The sequence below is a fragment of the Caproicibacterium sp. NSD3 genome, assembly GCF_053613275.1.
Genome location: NZ_CM132119.1, coordinates 649,122 through 670,444 on the forward strand (window position 1 = coordinate 649,122; position 21,323 = coordinate 670,444).

The 21,323-nt window shown below is 42.3% G+C and carries 20 protein-coding genes, 4 tRNA genes and 1 riboswitch; of the genes, 16 read left to right on the forward strand and 8 right to left on the reverse strand.

Translation table 11 applies throughout. The features are described 5' to 3' along the window. Positions 1-13 precede the first annotated feature (13 nt). From ACVS9P_RS03195 to ACVS9P_RS03215, 5 genes are read left to right on the forward strand one after another with little or no spacing between them, the layout of a single operon-like run. Entirely contained in the window at positions 14-373 is a 360-nt protein-coding gene (locus tag ACVS9P_RS03195) for a hypothetical protein (protein ID WP_452104199.1), read from the forward strand. Then, positions 370-492, forward strand: coding sequence for a hypothetical protein (locus tag ACVS9P_RS03200; protein ID WP_452104200.1), 123 nt, complete (start codon positions 370-372; stop codon positions 490-492). Before ACVS9P_RS03195 ends, ACVS9P_RS03200 begins: the two co-directional genes overlap by 4 nt. Before the next feature lie 12 nt (positions 493-504). Then, complete coding sequence (locus tag ACVS9P_RS03205; RefSeq protein ID WP_452104201.1) at positions 505-1,575, forward strand: glycoside hydrolase family 25 protein; 1,071 nt, start codon at positions 505-507, stop codon at positions 1,573-1,575. A gap of 14 nt (positions 1,576-1,589) precedes the next feature. Continuing rightward, positions 1,590-1,826 (forward strand): hypothetical protein, encoded by a 237-nt coding sequence (locus tag ACVS9P_RS03210; RefSeq protein WP_452104202.1) that lies wholly within the window; start codon positions 1,590-1,592, stop codon positions 1,824-1,826. Then, positions 1,819-2,106 (forward strand): hypothetical protein, encoded by a 288-nt coding sequence (locus tag ACVS9P_RS03215; RefSeq protein WP_452104203.1) that lies wholly within the window; start codon positions 1,819-1,821, stop codon positions 2,104-2,106. Before ACVS9P_RS03210 ends, ACVS9P_RS03215 begins: the two co-directional genes overlap by 8 nt. Before the next feature lie 111 nt (positions 2,107-2,217). On the opposite strand, the gene ACVS9P_RS03220 is transcribed toward ACVS9P_RS03215, so the two are convergent. Next, on the reverse strand, positions 2,218-3,621 hold the full coding sequence (locus ACVS9P_RS03220) for an alanine/glycine:cation symporter family protein (protein WP_452104204.1): 1,404 nt from the start codon (positions 3,619-3,621) through the stop codon (positions 2,218-2,220). Between the two features lie 249 nt (positions 3,622-3,870). Here ACVS9P_RS03220 and ACVS9P_RS03225 point away from each other — a divergent pair, with 249 nt between their 5' ends. Then, positions 3,871-5,235 (forward strand): hypothetical protein, encoded by a 1,365-nt coding sequence (locus ACVS9P_RS03225; RefSeq protein WP_452104205.1) that lies wholly within the window; start codon positions 3,871-3,873, stop codon positions 5,233-5,235. Between the two features lie 595 nt (positions 5,236-5,830). Here the strand turns inward: ACVS9P_RS03225 and ACVS9P_RS03230 are convergent. After that, on the reverse strand, positions 5,831-6,391 hold the full coding sequence (locus tag ACVS9P_RS03230) for a DUF5714 domain-containing protein (RefSeq protein ID WP_452104206.1): 561 nt from the start codon (positions 6,389-6,391) through the stop codon (positions 5,831-5,833). A gap of 348 nt (positions 6,392-6,739) precedes the next feature. On the opposite strand from ACVS9P_RS03230, the gene ACVS9P_RS03235 reads away from it, so the two are divergent. The 3 genes from ACVS9P_RS03235 (at position 6,740) to ACVS9P_RS03245 (ending at position 11,628) form a co-directional block, all read left to right on the forward strand. Then, positions 6,740-7,264: a DUF6143 family protein gene (locus ACVS9P_RS03235; RefSeq protein ID WP_452104207.1), complete on the forward strand. Its 525-nt coding sequence runs from the start codon at positions 6,740-6,742 to the stop codon at positions 7,262-7,264. 363 nt (positions 7,265-7,627) lie between these two features. Continuing rightward, positions 7,628-8,515, forward strand: coding sequence for a MerR family transcriptional regulator (locus ACVS9P_RS03240; RefSeq protein ID WP_452104208.1), 888 nt, complete (start codon positions 7,628-7,630; stop codon positions 8,513-8,515). Positions 8,516-8,889: 374 nt separating this feature from the next. Beyond that, a riboswitch (NiCo riboswitch) is annotated at positions 8,890-8,980 on the forward strand. Between the two features lie 113 nt (positions 8,981-9,093). Then, entirely contained in the window at positions 9,094-11,628 is a 2,535-nt protein-coding gene (locus ACVS9P_RS03245; RefSeq protein ID WP_452104209.1) for a cation-translocating P-type ATPase, read from the forward strand. Positions 11,629-12,295: 667 nt separating this feature from the next. On the opposite strand, the gene ACVS9P_RS03250 is transcribed toward ACVS9P_RS03245, so the two are convergent. From ACVS9P_RS03250 to ACVS9P_RS03265, 4 genes are all read right to left on the reverse strand, one after another. Beyond that, positions 12,296-12,370 (reverse strand) — tRNA-Gln (locus ACVS9P_RS03250). 41 nt (positions 12,371-12,411) lie between these two features. Next, positions 12,412-12,488: transfer RNA gene (locus tag ACVS9P_RS03255), tRNA-His, on the reverse strand. 41 nt (positions 12,489-12,529) lie between these two features. Beyond that, positions 12,530-12,606: transfer RNA gene (locus ACVS9P_RS03260), tRNA-Arg, on the reverse strand. Between the two features lie 8 nt (positions 12,607-12,614). Then, positions 12,615-12,688 (reverse strand) — tRNA-Gly (locus tag ACVS9P_RS03265). A 284-nt stretch (positions 12,689-12,972) separates the two neighbouring features. Here ACVS9P_RS03265 and ACVS9P_RS03270 point away from each other — a divergent pair. The 4 genes from ACVS9P_RS03270 (at position 12,973) to ACVS9P_RS03285 (ending at position 17,035) form a co-directional block, all read left to right on the forward strand. Next, entirely contained in the window at positions 12,973-13,704 is a 732-nt protein-coding gene (locus ACVS9P_RS03270; protein WP_452104210.1) for an ATP-binding cassette domain-containing protein, read from the forward strand. Further along, the gene (locus tag ACVS9P_RS03275) at positions 13,701-14,618 is read left to right on the forward strand and encodes a SufB/SufD family protein (RefSeq protein WP_452104211.1); all 918 of its coding nucleotides are present in this window, start codon (positions 13,701-13,703) and stop codon (positions 14,616-14,618) included. The genes ACVS9P_RS03270 and ACVS9P_RS03275 overlap by 4 nt, the downstream gene beginning before the upstream one ends. Positions 14,619-15,041: 423 nt before the next feature. Further along, positions 15,042-16,070: an ABC transporter substrate-binding protein gene (locus tag ACVS9P_RS03280; protein WP_452104212.1), complete on the forward strand. Its 1,029-nt coding sequence runs from the start codon at positions 15,042-15,044 to the stop codon at positions 16,068-16,070. Between the two features lie 23 nt (positions 16,071-16,093). Next, on the forward strand, positions 16,094-17,035 hold the full coding sequence (locus ACVS9P_RS03285; RefSeq protein ID WP_452104213.1) for an L-lactate dehydrogenase: 942 nt from the start codon (positions 16,094-16,096) through the stop codon (positions 17,033-17,035). Between the two features lie 66 nt (positions 17,036-17,101). Here the strand turns inward: ACVS9P_RS03285 and ACVS9P_RS03290 are convergent, their stop codons facing one another. Next, positions 17,102-18,004: a C39 family peptidase gene (locus ACVS9P_RS03290; RefSeq protein WP_452104214.1), complete on the reverse strand. Its 903-nt coding sequence runs from the start codon at positions 18,002-18,004 to the stop codon at positions 17,102-17,104. Between the two features lie 186 nt (positions 18,005-18,190). On the opposite strand from ACVS9P_RS03290, the gene ACVS9P_RS03295 reads away from it, so the two are divergent. Together ACVS9P_RS03295 and ACVS9P_RS03300 are read left to right on the forward strand one after the other, a co-directional pair. After that, on the forward strand, positions 18,191-18,784 hold the full coding sequence (locus tag ACVS9P_RS03295) for an HD domain-containing protein (RefSeq protein ID WP_452104215.1): 594 nt from the start codon (positions 18,191-18,193) through the stop codon (positions 18,782-18,784). Positions 18,785-18,804: 20 nt separating this feature from the next. Then, positions 18,805-19,701, forward strand: coding sequence for a YitT family protein (locus tag ACVS9P_RS03300; protein ID WP_452104216.1), 897 nt, complete (start codon positions 18,805-18,807; stop codon positions 19,699-19,701). Between the two features lie 98 nt (positions 19,702-19,799). Here the strand turns inward: ACVS9P_RS03300 and ACVS9P_RS03305 are convergent, their stop codons facing one another. Next, positions 19,800-20,735: a sugar phosphate nucleotidyltransferase gene (locus ACVS9P_RS03305; RefSeq protein ID WP_452104217.1), complete on the reverse strand. Its 936-nt coding sequence runs from the start codon at positions 20,733-20,735 to the stop codon at positions 19,800-19,802. A gap of 148 nt (positions 20,736-20,883) precedes the next feature. Here ACVS9P_RS03305 and ACVS9P_RS03310 point away from each other — a divergent pair, with 148 nt between their 5' ends. Continuing rightward, positions 20,884-21,243, forward strand: a complete 360-nt coding sequence (locus ACVS9P_RS03310) for a DUF4186 domain-containing protein (protein WP_452104218.1) — start codon at positions 20,884-20,886, stop codon at positions 21,241-21,243. Positions 21,244-21,323 lie beyond the last annotated feature (80 nt).

Sequence of the window (21,323 nt, forward strand, 5' to 3'; positions counted from 1 at the left end):
GAGGAGAAATAAAATGAAAATTTTAGATGCACAGGGTAACGAGATTCTAAATCCGGATTTAGAAAAAGGTTATTTAAAAGAGGACAAACTCGTTATTCATCACGATGAACAAGCGGAAATACCGGAACAATCTCATTTTGAGACACTTCACGAGTATCCAAACGGCGGAAAAGAAGTAGAACGGGTAATTGATACCCCTTTTATTCCAGCAGAAAAAGCTTATGAAGAAGAGATTCTCATCCAACGGTATGTTCCATATACTTACGAGGAACTGCTCGAAATGAAAAAGCAGAAGACACTTCCAAGTTTAGGGAATCGCATTTGCGCGATTGAAGATCTTATTTTATCAGAGACGATGGGAGAAAAGTCATGAGACCACTTACAAAATTTTTAAGAGTCCAATATCTGCTAGGAAAATTAACGAAAGAACAGTTGGATTCTTTAATCGACAAAAAGATTACACCAGAAGAAGAGGAAGAGATTATGAAATGAGGAAAATGAAACATGCGGGGGATTGATGTAAGTGCTCACAATGGAGAGATCGATTGGCAGTTAGTAAAAAACGATGAAATCGACTTTGCCATTATTCGTGCCGGATATGGAAATGATCCGAGCCAAAGAGATCGCTTTTTTGATCGGAATATGCTGGGAGCGCTCCGCGCCGGAATTCCTGTTGGATGTTATTGGTTTAGCTATGCTACTTCGATACCGGATGCGCAAAAAGAAGCGGAAATTTGCCTTACGGTTCTTAAACCGTATCAAGATCAAATCACATGGCCTGTCTTCTTTGACTACGAATATGATTCGGTTCGTTATTCCCGAGAGCAGGGAGTTGAGCCGGATAAGACGCTTGTTACCGATATGGCTGCTGCATTTTTAGATGCAATTTCTTCTGCAGGGTATCAGGCGGGTAATTATTCAAATTTGGATTACTGCCGAAATTGGTTTGATATGAACAGATTAGCAAATTATCCTTTATGGTTCGCACAGTATGATGTTAATTCTCCGAGCATTCCCTGTGCGCTTTGGCAGTTTGGAGGAACTTCTGTTGCAGGCTGCAGAGGCAGCATTGATACCAATCTTGCTGATCGGGATTTGGAAAATAGCGCAGCACCGGTTTCGGTACAGCCTTCCTCTTCTAAACTAGAAAAAGTTGGGGTAAAGTACCGCGTAAAAACGCAAGAAAGTGGCTGGCTGCCGGAAGTAAATAATCTTTCGGATTTTGCTGGAATCGAAGGGCAGACAATTACTGATCTTGCCGTTGGAGTTGACTGTGGTTCTGTTCGATACCGAGTCCATACAAAAGACGGAAACTGGCTGCCGAAAGTCAGCGGTTATGATACGGATGACTTTGAAAACGGATATGCAGGAAATGGCACACCGATTGATGCAGTGGCTGTTTATTATGAGACACCTAATTCCATTCGGCCTTACAGAAAAGCTTGCTATCGGGTTTCTGCGCTCAACGGCGACTATTATGACTGGCAGCAGGATAACGAGATAAAAAATGGTCAAGACGGTTATGCGGGCTGCTTTGGAGAAAAGATTGACCGATTCCAGATCACGGTCCGATAAGGGAGGTGATGGGAATGCCAACCGAAGTAGTAGTTGCGCTGATCGCTTTTTTGGGAACAGCCGTCGGCAGTTGGAGCGGAATTCGAACTGCCAATAAATTGGTGGATTTTCGTTTGCAGAAACTGGAGGAAAAAGTTGCAAAACATAATCAGGTCGTCGAGCGTACTTATAGATTGGAAGAACAGATGAAAGCTGCAGATCACAGAATTAGTGATTTGGAGGATAAGGAGGATCATGATGAACATGACTGAATTTTTAAGCTGGGATTTTTTGGCAACGTTTGTGGGCGCAGCAGCTGTAACGAGTTTGCTGACGCAGTTTTTAAAAAACATTGGGGCACTGAGTAAAATGCCGACGCAGATACTCAGTTATCTAATTGCGCTCTTTGTGCTGCTGATTTCTACCGCGGCAACGGGAGGATTTTTGCAGCCGTGGACGATTTGGGCTTTGATCCCGTTTAATGCGGTCTTAGTCTCAACTTCCAGCAACGGAGCCTATCAGGCGATTGTTAGAACAAAAGGAAAATCATAAAGGGATTGTTAAAAAGGTAGAAACTTTATCAGTTAAATAAAAAGCGCAGGCTTTCTGCCTTATGACGGCAAAAAGTCTGCACTTTTTTTAGTTCACACAACTAAGAAATAATTATTTCCAATAATCCAATTCGTCAGGATTTAGACCAACATCTGCAGCATGGAATACCGGATTTTTCCCGGCCTTTTTTTGCTTTTCATAGTCTTTACAGGCTTTAACAGCGACATTGCTCAGCGCTACACAAGCCGGTAGATTAATCATGCACATGATTGCCATCATAATATCGGCAAGATCCCATGCAGCCGCCATTGGCAGAGTTGCACCGATCAAAACGATAAAAGAACAGAACAGCCGGAATCCAACCATGAATTTTTTGCCGGGCTTTTTGCGATGAATAAAGGTAAGGCAGTTGTCTACATAGAAAAGGTTTCCTAAAAGTGTTGTAAAGGCGAAAAGTACCATTGCAACGGTGACGAAAATTGGTCCGAATCCGCCGAGAACACTCGAAACAGCCTGTTGTACATAGGGGGCACCGGCAAGCTCTTTGGTTGGTGTAATGCCGGAGCAGAGGCACATCAGAGCGGTTGCGGTGCAGAGCAAAAGGGTATCAATAAAGACGGAAAGGACTTGAACAAGTCCTTGCTTGACTGGATGAGAAACATCGGCAGCGGCTGCTGCGTTTGGAGCGGAACCTACGCCGGCTTCATTGGAATAAAGTCCGCGCTTAATTCCGTACATCATGCAGGAACCTGCAATTCCACCAAAGATTGATTTGAAATCAAAAGCGTTTTCAAAGATCATAGCAAAAACAGCAGGAATAATATTGAGATGTGCGAAGAAGACGACTAAAGAAACTGCCACATAGAGAATGCCCATAATTGGGACAAGCAGGCTGGTCGCTTTTACGATTCGCTTTCCACCGCCCATCACACACCATGCAACAAGAGCGGCAAGAATAAGGCCGATAATCCATGGAGTGGAGGTGGAATCATAAAAGTTGTAGACTGCAAAAGTGGACTGCAGGTTATAAGAAGCAAGCATGTTGAATCCACCGGCGTAAGTAAGAATCAAGCAAACAGCAAAAAGAGTTGCCAAACCACGATTGTGGAGCGCTGTTTCAATGTAATAAGCAGGGCCGCCGTAGCTGTCCCCGTTTTCATCACGGCGTTTGAAAATCTGAGCGAGTGTGCTCTCAATGAAAGCAGAGGCTGCACCGATCAATGCAATCACCCACATCCAGAAGGCTGCACCAGGACCGCCGAGGCAAAGCGCTGTGGAAACACCAACGATATTACCAGTACCAACTCGAGAAGCGGTAGATACCATCAACGCCTGAAAAGAAGAAACGCTATTTTCTTTTGAAGGCTTTTCGGAGACGACCCGAATGGATTCCGCGAACATGCGAAGCTGAACAAAACGCGTTCGAAAGCTAAAAAAAAGACCTGCTGCGAGCAAGACAATAATCAATATTGGATAATAAAGAAAACTGTCCAACCCGTCCAAAATTTGCATCATAAATTTTCCTCCCTGTTTTATTATATTCATAGCTTTAAAGTGAATTTTGCATTCAGCTCAAAGTTTTGAATTAATATTAATTCTATTTTAGCAAATTTGAGGGATTCGTCAAGTTAATTTTCTTTTTAGAAAATATCGCTTTAAAATTTTAGCTGAGAAAATACAGCCGAAAAAGGGAAAAAAGAATTTAAAAAAAGAAATCATCTAAGACGATAAATCCATATAATGGCGTGATAGGGGGAATCTTAGATGGCTCAATTAGGAACACTGCACATTATTTATATTGCCGCAGTGCTTTTTATTATTGCCGCTCTGCTTAAGAAAAAGGAGATCGTTCTTCCCTGTATTATTGGGATTTTTGCGATCTGCTTAGCTTATAGTCATAATTTTATTCTGGCAGTTCAAATGCTTTATCGTGCCATTGTATCATCTGCCGGTGAATTTATCGGAATTATTATTGTGATTTCGCTGATTATGTCTATGTCAAAATCTTTGGAAATGGTGGGCGCTGACCGAATTATGATCCGTCCGCTGCAGCATATGATCCACACCAGAAAACCGGCATTTTTTTTAGTTGGCTGTGTAATGCTGATTTTCTCTTGGTTTATTTGGCCTTCACCAGCAGTTGCACTCATTGGAGCTTTGTTGCTTCCGGTTGCGCTGAATGCGGGACTTCCGGCAATTTGGGCCGCTGTTGCCATGAATATTTTTGGCCATGGTATTGGGCTTTCCAGTGACTTTTTTATTCAGGGAGCTCCATCGATTACGGCAAAATCCGCTGGAGTTTCAGTGACGGAAATAATGACCGCTTCTATCCCAATTTGGGCGGCTGTTAGCATTGTAACGGTTATCGTCTCTTATGCTATGTTTCTACGGGACATGAAAAAAGAGCCGCAGATTTCATCAGAATCAAAAATAGACGATGAGAGGCATCCGTCAAAGTTTGCCTATGTGATTGCGGTTCTCACGCCGGCGGCGTTTTTGTTTGATATCGTTGTGATGTTGAAATTTAAAATTGTTGGAGAAGATGCGACTGCTCTCGTCGGCGGGACGGCTCTCATTATTATGGTAATTATTATGCTCTTTAATGGAGACATTCTTTCTTCTCTGGAAAAGATCACGGATCATATCAAATATGGATTTAAATTTTCAATTTCCATTTTTGCGCCAGTCATCGTGATTGCAGCACTCTTTTTTATGGGAAATGGAGAATTTGCTGCAAAGGTATTGGGAAAAGATGCACCTGGGATTCTGAGTGATATTGGAATTGCAATGACAAATGCAGTTCCGGTAGGGCGTGCACCAACAATTCTGATTGAATCTGCCGTTGCGGCGATTACAGGATTGGATGGCTCCGGCTTCTCAGGGTTGCCAATGGTAGGCTCAATTGCGCAGACATTCTCTGTTGCAACGGGTGCTAATGTAGCAACATTGGCGGCTCTTGGGCAGGTTATCACCATTTGGATTGGCGGCGGAACTATCATTCCATGGGGTGTTATTCCAGTTGCAGCGATTTGCAATGTAAAGCCAACGGAATTAGCACGAAAAAATCTGATCCCGGTTATTTGTGGGATCGGCGCCGGAATTATTACGGCTTTTTGCTTGCTTTCATAATTAAACGTACCATAAATAAGTTCCCTGTGCGGCTTTTGTTCTACATCAGGGAACTTTCAAAACATATAAGACAGAGTAATGCTACTTTGCCAAAAGGCTTTTTATTGTCTGTACGACCTGAATTATGTGGATTTACAATGGAATTTAAACTGGGAAAAATTTCGTTTGCAAATTGGTTACAACGTTGTTACAATTATGGTGTTCTAGAGCAAATATATGAATAAAGGAGGCTATTATATGTGTTCTTTTTGGAGCTATATCTGCCGTTACTTTAATTGCTGCAGTTTTTGTAATTTCTGCTAAGTAAATTTATCCATTACATTACCACCCCTTAGTTGGGGTGGTTTCTTTTTATGTCTGTTTATTTCAAAACTTATTTTTTAAAATAAAACCCCGCCCAAACATAGTGTTCATGCGGGGTTCAAGCAATATTTAACTGGCTGGGCTGGCGGGATTCGGACCCACGCGTGACGGAGTTAAATTTTGTACGATTTTGATTAAATAAATAACAAATAAACAACAAAATATGAAGCGAATTTGATGTGAAAAATTTTCACATCAAGTCAAAAACATAAACCAGAAATGACATAAAGTTTTATTGATGAAAGGGGCACCGTGTTCCGATGCATTGCTCATTATAAGGACTAAATTCACATTTAATATTTGGCGTTTCTAATGTTACATTATAATTTTCATTTATAAATTCAACGGCTGTTTTAAAACTTAAAAACGCATCTCTTTTGCAGCACCGGGGGCCATTTATCTCTGCTAATTTTTCCAATGCCTTAGAGGTAAACTTCATATGATTTCCCCATGAGCCATCTGTTGATAGTGGGCCAGTGCCGTCAATGATTGCCAAGCTGGCACCTACCGACATGACTGCACCACATACACCCCATAGGCCGCATACAGCTCCGGGCATCAGTAAACCTTGGTGCATAAGTTTTTGCAGACTTTCTTCCAGATCTATCTTGCCACCGGCATTATAATACGCTGTCAAAATGCATGCTCCGTCCAAAACATGATGCTCTGGTCCATGAATGCGCACAAAGTCTTCTGATGCTACTTTTTTAAAAATCTCGTAAGGATTTGTTGATTTTGAGCCTTTACATGCGGCTATAATGAGATTTGCCCGGTCTTCCATTGTATAGTCCATTTATAATCATCTCCACATACTTAAGCATGGAATACAAATTCTATAATTGAATTTCTGTAATTGGGTTAATCATACCCTTAAATCCTATAAAATGGAACACTTTGCATGAAGGTTTGTTAAGATTAAATATAATTTTATTTATATAATTGGATGAATTGGCAGTAAAATTGTGAACTGTATTCACATAAAACAAACTGGGGAGTTTGTACACGAAGTCAGTTTTTCGAGTTTGCTAATAACTTATCGTAAGGCTGGATGGGTGAGAAGTCTTCGATTCAGGTGAACCAATTTTTAAAATGGTTAATATTATGTGGTATGGCTAACTATGTAACAAAAAGGAGAAAATTCATGTTTAATTTTTCATCTTGTGAGCCAGCATGTGCAATGTCATTATACAAATCTATTCAGGGCAAGTATTTTGTCGGTGGCAGCCGTGAAGAATTCGGCAACGGTAAGTATGCTTGGGCAGGACTTTTTAACCCAAAGAATTCCGGTGTCTTACTTTTTGTCAATGTCTTTACTGTTACCAATGTCAGTGAGATTCCATTTTCCATTCAGGTTTGGCTAAATGCGGTAACTTCTGGAACGGCAAAGCTAACAGATATGCAAAGTCCGTCTAATATGGCATTATGTTCGCTACCAAAACCAAAAGTTGGGTTTCTGTATGCGGAAAACGTTGATACGGAGCCTTTAGCCGGAACGCCCATATACGGGCGTCGTTGCCCTGCCGAAACAACGATTGTAGCTGAGGAAGACGGAAAATTTATCTGCCCTCCAGGCGGTAATTTTTTAGTAAACTGTATTCCGCCGGAAACAACCAGCGAAAAAATTTTGGGAAGTGTTGCATTTGGTTGGTGGGAAGAACCCTGCTAATGGGTAAGCTTCATAGTTTACTAAAATTTGTTGACTGCCCATATTTTTAAGTTTATACCGGTTTAATGAAACTCGACAAAAAAGCGGTTTAAGATTTAGAAAGTAAATAGGCTCCGCACCCGAAATGAAACAACAAAGAGCTGCCGTTTCCTAATGTGGCAGCCTGCTTGACGTAAGTCGGACGAGCACATGTTACGCTCCTGTCAACACTTAGGAACATGAACTGACGTCAAAAAATCTGTTTTAGCACAGGTTCATGATCGACAGCCACGGATGGGTAATATATAAATATCAAATAAATCTGCAAATATCTATTGACTAGCCCCTTGGGGTCTGGTTTACAATGCTTTTGAGGTGATAGTTATGTTGATAGGAGAGGTATGTAAAGTCTACCAAATCACAAAAAAAGCAGTTGAGTATTATGAGCAACAGGGATTTATACATCCTGAAGCAATGAAAAACGGGTATCGCAACTATTCTAATAAAGATATTTCTATGCTAAAAGAAGTTTCTATGTTGCGAAAACTGGATATAGGCATAGCGGATATTAAATCAATAGTGTTCAGCCAAGATAAATGCAAAGCGTTAGTGGACTACCAAGCAAAACTAGAAGTTTCACTTACTCAGGCAAAGGCACAATACGATTGCATTACCCATTTAATTTCCAATGGCTATGATGTGGAGGAAACAACAAATCTTATTGAACATTCACTCGATCATAATACAATCATTCGTGATAAATTACTCTATGCCTTTCCCGGAAGCTACGGAAAATTTTTGAGTTTGCATTTTGGAAGATTTTTAAATGAAAAAATAGATACTACCGATAAAGCTATTGCATATCAAAAAATAATTGACTATCTAGATTCAATTAATAATTTTAGTTTCCCCAGTAAATTAGAAGATTTCTTTGAGCTGATGGACAAAAATCAAGATGCGGTCGATTTTGAAAAAATGGAAAAAAGCATGGCCTCCGTAGTTGATGATTACGATGGATATGTAGACAAAAACAAGAAATCTATCGAGCAGTATCTTGAAATTCGAAATTCTGAAGAATATAAATCCAGTCCTGCGTTTGAAATGCAAAAGGCTATGATCGATTTTCAACGATCCAGTGGTTATAGTGATATATTTATTCCAAACTTGAAGATCCTAAGTAAATCCTATACAGAGTATATGCAAAAGCTACAAACAGCTAATGATAAATTCATGAAACGTTTTCCCAAATCAAAAACCATTTATGAAAAATAACTATTTCATAAAGTGAAAAATATTGGTCGAACAAATAACGGCAGATAAATAAATAGCACGCTTTTAGAGCCTTCCAGTGGCAGCTTTGCGATTGGAGGGCTTCTCGTTACTGTTTCGCTTGGCCGCATAAGCGAGATAGGCGGACATGATCCTTTTTAGTTGAAAAATCTTATTATAAACAAACCACGAAGTTTATCTATGTGGCGGAATGTGTTGCTGATTGGTAGAAAAATTTGTCGAAAAGCAAATGACAATGGGAAAACTGGAAGCAGATAGAACGAGCTCCATTAAAAATTATTTAAATTTTCAGTCACTTGACATGAAAAAACAGATATGATAGTATATCAAATATCTCTTTGCGCTGCATTTGATCTACAGTACAAACTGAGCAGGCGATTGACCTCAAAGAGGTTGATAGGGCTGGGCCTTAACGGCAACAGGAGAAACCAAACCTGTGGGACAGTGTATTGTTCCACAGGTATTTTTATACCCTTTTTTCGTGGAACGAAGACTGTTTATCTTTGCAATGCCATAGAGCTGTCACACAAATGTCGAAAGACATGAAGGAGGTAACTTTTATGACAGAACAAAAAACGGCCGCAAATTTAACAGGGCTGATAGCAGAAGAAGCTGCACAGCGCCAAAAGCAATTTGGGAAAAATGAATTGAGTCCCAGAAAAAAGAAAAGTATTTTTTCTAAAATCCTCAAGACTCTGTCAGAACCCATGTTCCTGCTTCTTATCGTAACCGCAGTCATTTATTTTTTTCTTGGTGAGCCGCGTGATGGAATCATCATGCTGGTTTTCGTGCTGGGCATGATCAGCATCGATGTAATTCAGGGCTGGAAAACCGATAAAACTTTGAGTGCGTTAAAGGATCTTTCAGCACCACATATTTCGGTGCTGCGTGACGGAAAAAAGCAGGAAATTGACAGTACAGATCTTGTTCCTGGCGACATTATGCTGATTGCGGAAGGTGACAAAATACCTGCTGATGGGGAAATTCTTCAGGCAAACGATTTATGCGTTAATGAATCATCCTTGACAGGAGAAGCAGAAGGTGTCTGGAAAGTACCATCTGGAGCAGACAACAGTAAAGACCGGTGGCGCCGGGATCATTGCTATGCAGGTACGCTCGTCACACAAGGCAGTGCAGCCGTCTGCGTGAATCAGATTGGAAAAGAAACAGAAATCGGGAAAATCGGCTTAAATGTTTCTAACGCACCGGAATTTCCTTCCCCTTTACAAAAACAGACAAGAAGCCTTGTAAAGCTGTGTGCAGTGATTGCAGCTGTCCTGTTTGTCTTAGTTGGCTGCTTTACTTGGCTCAATCTTCCGGACCATAATTTTGTCGATCGGCTGGTGGAAAGTATCCTTTCCGGCGTTACGCTTGCCATGGCGATGATTCCGGAAGAATTTCCAGTTATTTTAACCGTGTTTCTTTCCATGGGTGCATGGAGGCTTGCCAAAAAGCATTCGTTAGTGAGAAAGCTTTCTTCGGTGGAGACGTTAGGTGCGGTCTCAGTTTTATGCGTAGACAAAACCGGTACCATTACGGAAAACCAGATGACCGTCTGCGAAACATGGACTGAAAAAAATCAGGAAGAGAAATTTTGTGCCACAATGGGAATGGCTTGTGAACCGGACACCTATGATCCAATGGAACAAGCGATGCTTTCCTACTGTGAAAGCAAAGGCATGCCAAAAAATTTCCTATTTAGCGGCAAACTGGTCCGAGAATATTCTTTTACTCACGAAGCCAAAATGATGGGCCATGTCTGGCAGCACGAAAATAAAATTATGGTTGCAGCAAAGGGTTCGCCGGAAAAAATTCTGCCACTGTGCGAGATAACCTCGGCAGAACTTATCGAAGCACAAAAAAAGGTCACCGATATGGCAGCACAGGGGCTGCGCGTGATTGCCGTTGGGCAAATGAGTATCCCAACAATCGATGATATTCCGGCAACTTTATCGGAATGCCATCTACACCTCTGCGGCTTAGTTGGCCTTGCCGACCCGCCAAGGAAGTCTGTGGGAGCAGACATCCGCCGCTGTAACAAAGCTGGCGTCCGAGTCGTAATGATTACTGGAGACAGCGGCGACACAGCAAAAGCGATTGCAAAAAAAATCGGGATTCCGAATTGTAATCAGGCGATAACTGGCGATGAAATAGATCAGATGACTGAAGAAGAATTGCAAAAATGCGTCAGTACGGTTAATGTTTTTTCCCGTGTCGTACCGGAGCATAAAATGAAAATTGTGAAAGCACTAAAAGCCAACGGAGAAATTGTTGCAATGACAGGCGATGGCGTCAATGACGCTCCTGCTCTTAAATATGCCGATATAGGAGTTGCCATGGGCAAAAGGGGGACGGAAGTATCACGCGAAGCGGCAGACCTGATTCTTCTTGATGATAATTTTTCTACCATTGTGGATACCATCCGAGATGGCAGAAGAATCTATGACAACATTAAAAAAGCAATCGGCTACGTTTTTACAATTCATATTCCGATTGCGTTTTCCTGTCTGCTGGCTCCACTCCTGAAAGTAAATCCAGAAAGTTTAATGCTGCTTCCGCTTCATGTTGTCCTGTTGGAACTAATTATTGACCCAACATGTTCCATCGTTTTTGAACGGCAGCCGGCGGAAAAGAATGTAATGGAGCGCGCTCCCCGCAGTCCACAGGAGAAAATTGTTGGTGCAAAAAACCTTTTAAAAAGTGTTTTGCAGGGCCTTGTCATTTTTGCTGCTTCTTTTGGGACTTATTATGTTGTCCTACAGAGGAATCCGCTTGAAAATGCAGCGTTAGCTCGCGCCATGGGACTTTCTATTTTATTCCTCAGCAATATTTTTCTGGTCCTGGTCAGTAGTTCCCAGACGGATTTTGCATATCAGTCGCTCCGTTCGCTGGTGAGGGATAAAGTGATGTGGGCGTCTTTTTCCGGGATTATTCTGATGCTTGTGTTAGGCTTATATACACCGCTTTCTTTTTTCCTAAAACTGACTTCTTTAACAGGAGCTGAGATATTTACTGTGATTGGAATATCTGCAGTTGCAGTGCTGTGGTTCGAATTGGTAAAACTATTTAAGATTCTAGAAAAACGTCACCATTGAAAAGCAACAAGTAAGAGACATAAATTTGTATAAAAATAGCGGCATTCCCCTAATTGGGAGTGTCGCTATTTTTATAATCTATAATTTTTAGTCTTCTTTGCAGAAGAGATTTTCAAATGGTTTCTTTTATCAAAAAATTGTAAGGCTTATGCCTGTGTGCTGATAAATGGTTTTTCCCGAGACTCTGTTTCTTTGGCAATCTTTTGAGATAGTGCATCGCACTCGACCATAAATTTGTTGTGAGCTTCTTCCTGCTATTGACAAGGCTTGCGTTAATCCGCCTACATTAGAGACCGCTTTTCCAATTCCAGAAGTTAATTTATCAAATTTATCGACCAGTCTACTAATAGCGAACACGCCCTTCTCAGAATATCTCTGCATATCCTATTGTTATCCATGTTTTTAAGGGTAATAGCCAAATGATAAGGAGTACCTTTTATGAATAATTGTCGCAATCGAATGAATTTGCAAAGGCTTTAACGCCATACAAATACCACGATTCAAATTGGATCACACCAGGATATATGGACTGTATCGGCAGAGGCGTTAAATAAACTTTTGATAGTAAACAACAACGGGTGATTTAGTGGTTTTGTGTGGGAGTTGTTTTTTAAAATGAAACCCCGCACAAACATAGTGTTCATGCGGGGTTCAAGCAATATTTAACTGGCTGGGCTGGCGGGATTCGGACCCACGCGTGACGGAGTCAAAGTCCGTTGCCTTACCGCTTGGCTACAGCCCAATATGGAAATACGAGGCCAAAAAAGACCTCGTATCAATCGATGGGGTGGAAGATGGGACTCGAACCCACGGTCTCCAGAGCCACAATCTGGCGCTTTAACCAACTAAGCTACATCCACCATATAAATGCGCCAAAAGACTTTATGCTTTTGGCGCGTGCTGGCGCGCCAAAAGGGACTCGAACCCCTGGCCTACTGCTTAGAAGGCAGTTGCTCTATCCAGCTGAGCTATTGGCGCATGTCCTTTGGAGCGAGTGATGGGAATCGGACCCACACAACCAGCTTGGAAGGCTGGGGTTCTACCACTGAACTACACTCGCATATTGGCAACGGATATTAATATAGCATACACAACGGGAATTTGTCAAGTGTTCCTAAAATTTTTTCCCGAATTTTTTCAGATAATCGGCGAAAAAATTCTTTATTCAGAAAGAAAAAATATTTGTATTTTTCCTTTTAAATCTGGCAACTCTAAAAGTACACTAAAAAAGTATAATTTTTTTGCGAACTGATCTTGACAGGAATTGTCAAATTTTTTACAATAAGAAAAGAAGGAACTTCATTCGTTCCTGATTGTTTGTTTAAAAAGAAAGAAGGAACCAATTTGTTGCAATTATCTGACCTTTGTTGGCATGCGCCCGGCGGAGAATCTATTTTAAAAAATATAAATCTGACAATTCCGGATGGAAAACTTGTGGTTATTACCGGCCCAAATGGTGGAGGAAAAACGACCCTTGCTAAATTGATTTCCGGTGTGGAGACTCCGGATTCCGGAAAGATTGTTCTTGATGGAGAAGATATTACGGGACTCGATGTGACAGAGCGTGCTTTAAAAGGGATCAGCTATGCGTTTCAGCAGCCGATACGATTTAAAGGGCTTACTGTACGGGATCTCTTAGAATTGGCCTCTGGGGAAACGCTCTCGGAGGAACGGCTATGTACGCTTTTAAGCAAGGTTGGACTTTGTGCCAGAGAATATATAGACCGCGAAGTGGATGCCAGCCTTTCCGGCGGTGAAATTAAACGGATCGAAATTGCAACCGTTTTGGCACGCCATACAAAGCTGACGATTTTCGATGAGCCGGAAGCGGGGATCGATTTATGGAGCTTTGCAGCGCTGATTGATGTGTTTCAGGAAATGCGCGGAAAAATCAATGGCTCCATGGTGATTATTTCTCATCAGGAGCGTATTTTACAGATTGCGGATGAACTGGTCGTAATTGCGGACGGGCAAATTAGTTGTTCCGGTAAGCCGGATCAGATTCTGCCGACACTTTTAGAAGAGCCGCATTGCGAAAAATGTCCCAAAGAGGAAGGGGAGGCGTGTGAACGATGAATCATATTTCAGAACAACTTTTAAAGATCGTTTCCGACTGGAAAGGAACGTTTCACGGAGCCTATAATATTCGGGAGGACGGACAATGCGCCGGCCGGCAGTCTACGGAGCATATTCAGATCGATTCCAAAAAGGATCGTCCCGGCTTGGATATTCGAATTGCCCCCGGCACAAAAGGGGAGACAGTTTCCATCCCTGCCTGTGTGACGCACGGAGACGTGGATGACCTTGTTTATAATGATTTTTATGTCGGCGAGGGAGCAGATGTCGTGATCGTAGCCGGCTGCGGTGTCCATACGGAAAATGGAGAGCCTGCCCGACACAATGGAATTCATCGTTTCTTTATGGGAAAAAATTCCCATGCACTGTATCTGGAAAAGCATATCGGGACTGGAAAAGGCAACGGGCTTCGCACGATTGACCCTGTGACGGAAGCTTTTCTGGAAGAGGGCGCCTTTCTTGAAATGGATACTTCTCAAATCGGCGGTGTAGATCATACGCTGCGTACGACTAAGGGAACTTTGGGAAAAGATGCGAAGCTTGTCATTCACGAGCGGATTTTGACTGAAAAAGAACAGACTGCGAAAACACAGTTTGAGGTCAACTTGAACGGCGAAAATTGTGGAGCAAACCTGATTTCCCGATCGGTGGCAAAAGATCATTCCCATCAGGAATATCAGTCGCGCATCGTTGGAAATACCCGCTGCAACGGTCATTCCGAGTGCGATGCGATTTTGGTAGGGGAAGGCACCGTTAATGCCGCGCCGGAACTTTCTGCCAACAATCCGGATGCCGCCTTGATTCATGAGGCTGCGATCGGAAAAATTGCCGGAGAACAGATTCTAAAGCTTCGCACTCTGGGATTGACCGAAAAAGAAGCAGAAGAAAAAATTGTCGCCGGATTTATGAAATAAAAACCGGGATTTGACTTTTTCTTCGTAAGTAATTTAAAAAAATCTTGACAGCAGATTTTGAATGTGCATATAATAGAACCAATCAAGAAGAAATCTTCGAGACGGAAGTGAATCCGTATACGCGCCTACAGAGAGCAGGGAATGCTGAGAACCTGCGGAAGAGCGATATGGCATAATGGTCCGTTGAGAGCGAGGGGAAAGGCCTTTTGGCCCAGTATCTGAGACGTATTGTCGGCGTTAACGATAAGGAATGTGTTGGCATTCCGTTGAGAGGGTCGCTTTTGCGGCCAATAAAGGTGGTACCACAGATTTTTATAAGATCTGCCCTTTTTAAAAGAAGGGGCAGATCTTTTTTTATTTGCGGAACAAAGCGGTGCGGTCCAACAGCTGTGCCTTTCGAGAAAAAGAAAGGGGCAATTCAGAATGAAAAAGAAATTGACAAGAGGAACGGCTGTTTTGATGGCGGGGGCGCTGATGGCATCAGTATTTGCGGGGTGCGGAACAAGTGCCGCATCTTCCGCAAATCCTTCTCAAGCAGGAGAAAAAAAGTATAAGATCGGGATTATCCAGCCTATGGATCATCCATCGCTTGATCAGATTCGGGAGACCATTATTTCGGAACTTTCCGATTTGGGAATGGACGATAAAATCGAGATCGATTATGAGAATGCACAGGGTGACACGGCAGCGGTTACAACGATCATCAATAATATGCTTTCGTCCAATGTGGATCTGTTGGTGCCGATCGCTACCGGTCCGGCACAGGCTTGCGCCAAAGCTACAAAAAATGTGCCAATTATTTTTTCGGCGGTCAGCAATCCGATTGAAGCAAAACTAGTGGATTCTTTTGACAAGACGGATGGTAATATTACCGGAGTTTCAAATTCGATTGCGGTAGAAGATATTTTTAAATTGGCACGGGAATTGACGCCTAACGTGAAAACTTATGGATTTGTTTACAACCCGGGCGAAGTCAATTCTGTGACTGGGATTAACCGTGCAAAAGCGTACTGCGATGCAAATGGGATCGCCTATAAAGAAGCGACGGTTACCAATTCCAATGATGTGCAGCAGGCAGTACAGTCTCTGGTTGGAAAAGTGGATGCGTTTTTTACACCGAATGATAACACAGTCGCTTCTGCCATGCCGCTTTATGAAAAAATTGCAGAGGGAGCAAAGCTTCCTGTATATGTGGGTGCAGATTCCATGGTGAAGGACGGCGGCCTTGCGACCGTCGGAATTGATTATACGGTCCTTGGAAAGCAGACTGCACAGATGATTAAACGTGTGATCGACGGCCAAACGATTGCACAGACGCCGGTAGAATCGATTCAGGAATATGCGAAAATGATTAATACTGATACGGCCAAAAAGTTAGGAATTACGATCCCACAAAGTTTGCAGGGGGATTTTCAGCAGATTACAACTACGACTGTCAACAGCCAAGGCTAAAATTATTTTAGGAGGAATCATCAATGAAACAGGGAAAAATTGTGATCATCGGCGCCGGCCATGTAGGCAGCCATTGTGCGTCTGCGTTGATGCAGCAAGGCGTTTGTTCCAAAATCATTCTAATTGATAAAGATACGGAAAAAGCTAAAAGTCAGGCACTGGATCTGCAGGACGCAAATAGCTTTCAGCCGAGGCCGACAGAAGTTTCCACTGGGGATTATGAGGACTGCAAAGACGCTGATCTGCTTGTTTTGGCGGCTGGGGTTCCAAGACTTTCGGGACAGACGAGAATGGACGTTTTAAAAGATACTGCAAAAGAAATTTGTGAGATTGCACCGAGAGTAAAAAAGTCTGGATTTTCTGGGATTACAATTACAATTTCCAATCCGGCAGACGTGATTGCATTTTACTTTCGCAGATTGACCGGATTTCCGGCAGAAAGGGTGTTCAGTACCGGAACAGGCTTGGATACGGCGAGACTGCGCCGTGCACTTGCTAAAGCATTAAAAGTAGACCCCCGCAGCATTTCCTGCTTTGCAATGGGGGAACATGGAGACAGTCAGTCCGCTCCGCTTTCTTTGGTACGAGTCGGGGGAGAATCCCTATTTGACTTTATCAAGAACTCTCCGGCACTTTTGGGAGCGGCAGATTTAGAAGCGGCAGTGCATGACGCTGCATTTTCCGGCACGGATATCATTGAGGGGAAAGGTTCTACCGAATTTGGAATCGGTGCAGTTTTGGCCGATACTGCAAAAGCAGTGCTTTTTGATGAACACCGTATCCTCCCTGCTTCAGTGCTTCTGATGGGGCAGTATGGACAATCCGATGTTTATGCGGGCGTCCCTGCAATGGTTGGAGCAAATGGAATCGAATATGTTCCGGAGCTTCCTCTTTTACCGGAGGAAGAAAAAGCGTTTGGAAATTCCTGCGATGCGATTCGTCGGGCGATTGCAACGCTTTCCTGATGCTTTATTTCGAGATAAAATAAAAAAGCTGCCATGATTTTTTGAAGTCATGGCAGCTTTTTATATTTATGCGCTGATTGCGTAAATCGTGATAACCTGAGGAAGCAATCGGTCAAATGACCAGGTGGTCTGGCTCCTTGTTTTGCTGTTTGGGTCATTTACAAGAAATTTCCCATTTTCATAGCCGCGGATTACAATATAATGTCCGCGCTTTGTAAAATCGCCAGGTCCCAAATTGCAGACTAGAAGAGCGCCGCTTTGCAGTGCATCGGTGAGCTCTTTTTCAGAACTCATGGAAAGTGATTTCGAAGAGAGTCCCAGAAGCTGCGCTCCGCTTGTGAAAAGACTGCTATCGGTTCCATCATCTTTCGATTTAAATCCATTCTTGCTGCTGAATTGTGCCATTTTATCCGGTGTGTTGGAATCGTCTTTTGTCAAAGCGGTTACGACCATGGAAAAACAGGTGGGCCCACAGCCGGAAAGTCCGATGATGCTGTTTCCGTAGGGCAGATAGCCCCATCTGGGGTCCCATTGAAGGTAAAGTGGCACTCCGTTTTCTACTACATCGGAAGCGTCGCTTCCAGAAACAGAGGTTCCTTTGCACTCCGGATATCCCAATGTAAAGTTTAAAATTTCATCATTTTGTGATAGAGAAGTCAGCAGCTCGTCCGGATATTGATTTGAATTTTCTAAGATTGTCAGATAACGGGGATTTGTTTGTGCGGTAAGCGCAATCTTAGAAAGTGCGCTGCCCTCTGGATAAGAGGAAAGAGAGAGAGAGGAACCTTCTTCCACTTTTGAGACATCAGCATTTAAAAAGGTTTCTTTTGAAGGAGCAGAATTCAAATCTTGATTCAGAAAAAGCAATAGACAGAGGATAACTGCCATCATCATTAAAATTGCCGGAATGATTTTTCGGTTCTTTTTTCGCTTTTTTAACACTTCTATTGATTTATTTTTTGGTGTCATTTAACTGATCCTTTTCATAATTTTTTATTTTTTAATTAGGATTCCATTATAAAAAAAAGAAAGGGAAAAATATAGCTTTTTCTGACGATTTTAAAGAAAAGCTTTTAGAAAATAATGAAAGAAGATGCGAAACCCTATTTTCCGTGGTATAATAAAAAATATTTTTGAAATACTGGGAGGATTACCATGGGATATAAAGAAGAGTTTATTGAAATTTATCAGCGTGAGATCAAACGGCAGGGCAGTGAGCCGCTTCTTAGCTGGCTGCAGCAGACAGACTTTTTTACAGCGCCCGCTAGTACCCGCTATCACTGTGCTTGTCTCGGAGGATTGGTGCAGCATAGCGTCAGCGTCTATCAGACCATGCAGAAATATTATGAGGAAGGAATCGACAGCCGCGAAAGTTTTGCAATCTGCGGGTTGCTTCACGATATCTGTAAGGCTCAGTTTTATAAAGTCAGCTCCAGAAATGTTAAGAATGAACAGACAGGACAGTGGGAAAAGAAGCCTTATTATTCGATCGAGGATCAATTCCCATATGGTCACGGCGAAAAGTCTGTTTTCTTGATCGAGCGTTTTCTGCGGCTGAAGACTGGGGAAGCAATGGCAATTCGGTGGCATATGGGTGGATTCGATGATGCGGCAAAAGGAGGATGCAACGCAATTTCACAGGCGTATGAACGGTATCCTTTGGCAGTAAAATTACATCTTTCCGACCTTGAGAGTACTTATCTTCACGAAAACGGTACCTCTGCGGTACCAAATGGACATATTAAATGACCCATTAAAGAGGAATTAATATGAAAAAAGAATTTGGCGAAATTTTTCGAAAAAATGAAAAATTACGGTTGTTGGCTTCGATAATTGGGGCTGCGATTTATGCGCTTGGGCTAAATTGGTTTATTGTTCCGCTCAATCTTTACAGCGGCGGCATGATGGGAATTGCACAGCTGATTCGGACTTTTTTGTCCAACAGTTTTGGAATTCAGTCGGGACAGCTGGACTTAGCCGGTATCTTTTATTATATCCTTAATATCCCGATGGTGATTATGGCAGTCAAAATGATGGATAAGCTTTTCGTTAAAAAACTGTTGATTACCCTAACTGCCTGCACAATTTTTCTTTCGGTTATTCCGATTCCAGAAAAGCCAATTTTGGGAGAAGAGCTCACTAGCTGTCTAATCGGTGGAATTATCTGCGGATTTGGAATCGGACTGTATCTGCGGGCGGGCGGTTCCTCAGGAGGGTTTGAAGTTTTAGGAATTTATCTGGCAAGAACAAAGCCGAACTTCAGTGTGGGCAGAATGAGTATGATTATTAATGGAGTGATCTATGCGGTTTGCCTCATCTTATTTGAACCCTCTGTTGCGGTCTATTCTGTGATTTATTCTGTGTTCATGTCAATTACGATGGATAAATTTCATGCGCAGAATATTCGTGTGGAAGCAATTATTCTTTCGAAAACGAATAATGACCAGATAGAGGCACAGATTTTAAAGCGTCTTGGAAGGGGAATCACCTGCTGGAAGGCAAAAGGCGGTTTTACCGGAGAAAATATCGATGTGCTTTATACTGTGCTTTCCAAATATGAAATTGGAATACTGAAAGATATTGTCTATACTGCGAATCCACAGGCGTTTATGGTCGTAAAAGAGGGCCTTTCGGTGGACGGGAATTTTATTAAGCGGCTTTCATAACAAAAAGAGCCGGACAGTGCTTTTTAAGGCATTGTTCGGCTCTTTTTCGGTTTTGGGATGCTTTTAAAAACAAAGCCAAAATCGGTCTTTTGTTTTTATCAGATGGAACTGTTCCAGAGATTTTCAGGATAAAGTCCGGATTGTGTCATTTGGGCAATCGCATTTACAACGGTTGGCTTATCCGCCTTATAAGTGACGCCGTACCATTTATCCGGGCTGTGCAGAACTTTGACAACTGCTTTCTTTTCTTCGATCAACTGACTGACAACGCTCGGCAGAAAATATTCGCATTTAAGTGGATCTTCCAGAAGATTGTCTTTTAAAAAAGCAGGAAAACGATTTTCTGCTTCTTCCAAGAAATGCCCGGAAAAGCCCCATAAATTCATAGAGACTGTCGTGTTTCCAGGAAAAGCTCCCCAGCTTTTGCCGTTATCATCTGTATAGCATATCTCATTGCCCTGCTTTTCAATATGAGTATGTTCGGTAACACTTTTTAAGTTTTCCTGTGAATCGGATACACAGACGCCCCTTGCAACATGACCATTTTCGGTAACGGTGTTCTGCAGGTCATATCCGACCATACAATAGGAATCCACATTGTCTTTGGCAGAATGAGTATTGAGATAGTTATAAATGACGCTGAATGCGTGAGCGCCATAATAATCGTCGGAATTGATCACAGCAAACGGACCGTCAAGAAACGGCTTTGCACTTAAAATTGCATGGCAGGTTCCCCAGGGCTTTTCGCGGCCTTGAGGAACGGAAAACCCTTGAGGCAAATTAGAAAGTTCTTGATAAGCGTATTTTACATTCATCACCTTTTCCAGGCGATTTCCGATTGCTTCTTTGAATGTTTTTTCGATCGCTCTTTTGATGACGAAAACAACGGTTTCAAATCCGGCACGCCGCGCATCATAAAGAGAATAGTCGATAATCAATTGACCGTGTTTTCCAACAGGGTCTACTTGCTTTAGACCACCGTAGCGGCTCCCCATTCCGGCAGCCATTACGACAAGCACAGGTTTTTGGTTCATATGGAATCCCCCCAAAATTCTATCAAATCGTTTTTATTATATTGCAAAGAAAGCTCTCCTGCAACTGCAAATTTGCTCAATACTTGACAATTGGGCGCAGATTGCGCTATTGTTTCCTTGAAAATACATCAATGGAGATCGATTTTTTATGCAGACAATCGATGAAGCTTTGCAAAAATTACAGCGTTCTAAATTTCGCTCGCGTTTTCATTTAAAAGGAAAAGAGAAGCTCTATATCAAGGACAAAGGAATGGAAACAATCAGATGTCATGCGCAGGATTTTGTTCGGGAGCGGCTTGCTCCTGCACAAATTTCAAATGACGGCAAGCAAACTCCGATGCGTGGACATCCTGTTTTTATTGCACAGCACGCCTGTGCCTGCTGCTGCCGCGGGTGCCTTTATAAATGGTACCGAGTGCCGGAACACACAGAACTTTCTTCCCGCCAACAAGAGCAGATCGTAAATCTTTTGATGGAATGGATCAAAAGAGAGATGCTTTTTTCATAAAATATGGTTTTTATAGCCAATTTTGATAAAAAATTAGGGCTATTTTGGGACTAGCGGCAAAAATCGGGGCTTTTTACTTG

Coding starts and splice junctions, on each gene's coding strand:
- ACVS9P_RS03195 (WP_452104199.1), top strand. CDS start 14: ATGAAAATTTTAGATGCACAGGGTAACGAGATTCTAAATCCGGATTTA.
- ACVS9P_RS03200 (WP_452104200.1), top strand. CDS start 370: ATGAGACCACTTACAAAATTTTTAAGAGTCCAATATCTGCTAGGAAAA.
- ACVS9P_RS03205 (WP_452104201.1), top strand. CDS start 505: ATGCGGGGGATTGATGTAAGTGCTCACAATGGAGAGATCGATTGGCAG.
- ACVS9P_RS03210 (WP_452104202.1), top strand. CDS start 1,590: ATGCCAACCGAAGTAGTAGTTGCGCTGATCGCTTTTTTGGGAACAGCC.
- ACVS9P_RS03215 (WP_452104203.1), top strand. CDS start 1,819: ATGACTGAATTTTTAAGCTGGGATTTTTTGGCAACGTTTGTGGGCGCA.
- ACVS9P_RS03220 (WP_452104204.1), bottom strand. CDS start 3,621: ATGATGCAAATTTTGGACGGGTTGGACAGTTTTCTTTATTATCCAATA.
- ACVS9P_RS03225 (WP_452104205.1), top strand. CDS start 3,871: ATGGCTCAATTAGGAACACTGCACATTATTTATATTGCCGCAGTGCTT.
- ACVS9P_RS03230 (WP_452104206.1), bottom strand. CDS start 6,391: ATGGACTATACAATGGAAGACCGGGCAAATCTCATTATAGCCGCATGT.
- ACVS9P_RS03235 (WP_452104207.1), top strand. CDS start 6,740: ATGTTTAATTTTTCATCTTGTGAGCCAGCATGTGCAATGTCATTATAC.
- ACVS9P_RS03240 (WP_452104208.1), top strand. CDS start 7,628: ATGTTGATAGGAGAGGTATGTAAAGTCTACCAAATCACAAAAAAAGCA.
- ACVS9P_RS03245 (WP_452104209.1), top strand. CDS start 9,094: ATGACAGAACAAAAAACGGCCGCAAATTTAACAGGGCTGATAGCAGAA.
- ACVS9P_RS03275 (WP_452104211.1), top strand. CDS start 13,701: ATGAATCATATTTCAGAACAACTTTTAAAGATCGTTTCCGACTGGAAA.
- ACVS9P_RS03280 (WP_452104212.1), top strand. CDS start 15,042: ATGAAAAAGAAATTGACAAGAGGAACGGCTGTTTTGATGGCGGGGGCG.
- ACVS9P_RS03285 (WP_452104213.1), top strand. CDS start 16,094: ATGAAACAGGGAAAAATTGTGATCATCGGCGCCGGCCATGTAGGCAGC.
- ACVS9P_RS03290 (WP_452104214.1), bottom strand. CDS start 18,004: ATGACACCAAAAAATAAATCAATAGAAGTGTTAAAAAAGCGAAAAAAG.
- ACVS9P_RS03295 (WP_452104215.1), top strand. CDS start 18,191: ATGGGATATAAAGAAGAGTTTATTGAAATTTATCAGCGTGAGATCAAA.
- ACVS9P_RS03300 (WP_452104216.1), top strand. CDS start 18,805: ATGAAAAAAGAATTTGGCGAAATTTTTCGAAAAAATGAAAAATTACGG.
- ACVS9P_RS03305 (WP_452104217.1), bottom strand. CDS start 20,735: ATGAACCAAAAACCTGTGCTTGTCGTAATGGCTGCCGGAATGGGGAGC.
- ACVS9P_RS03310 (WP_452104218.1), top strand. CDS start 20,884: ATGCAGACAATCGATGAAGCTTTGCAAAAATTACAGCGTTCTAAATTT.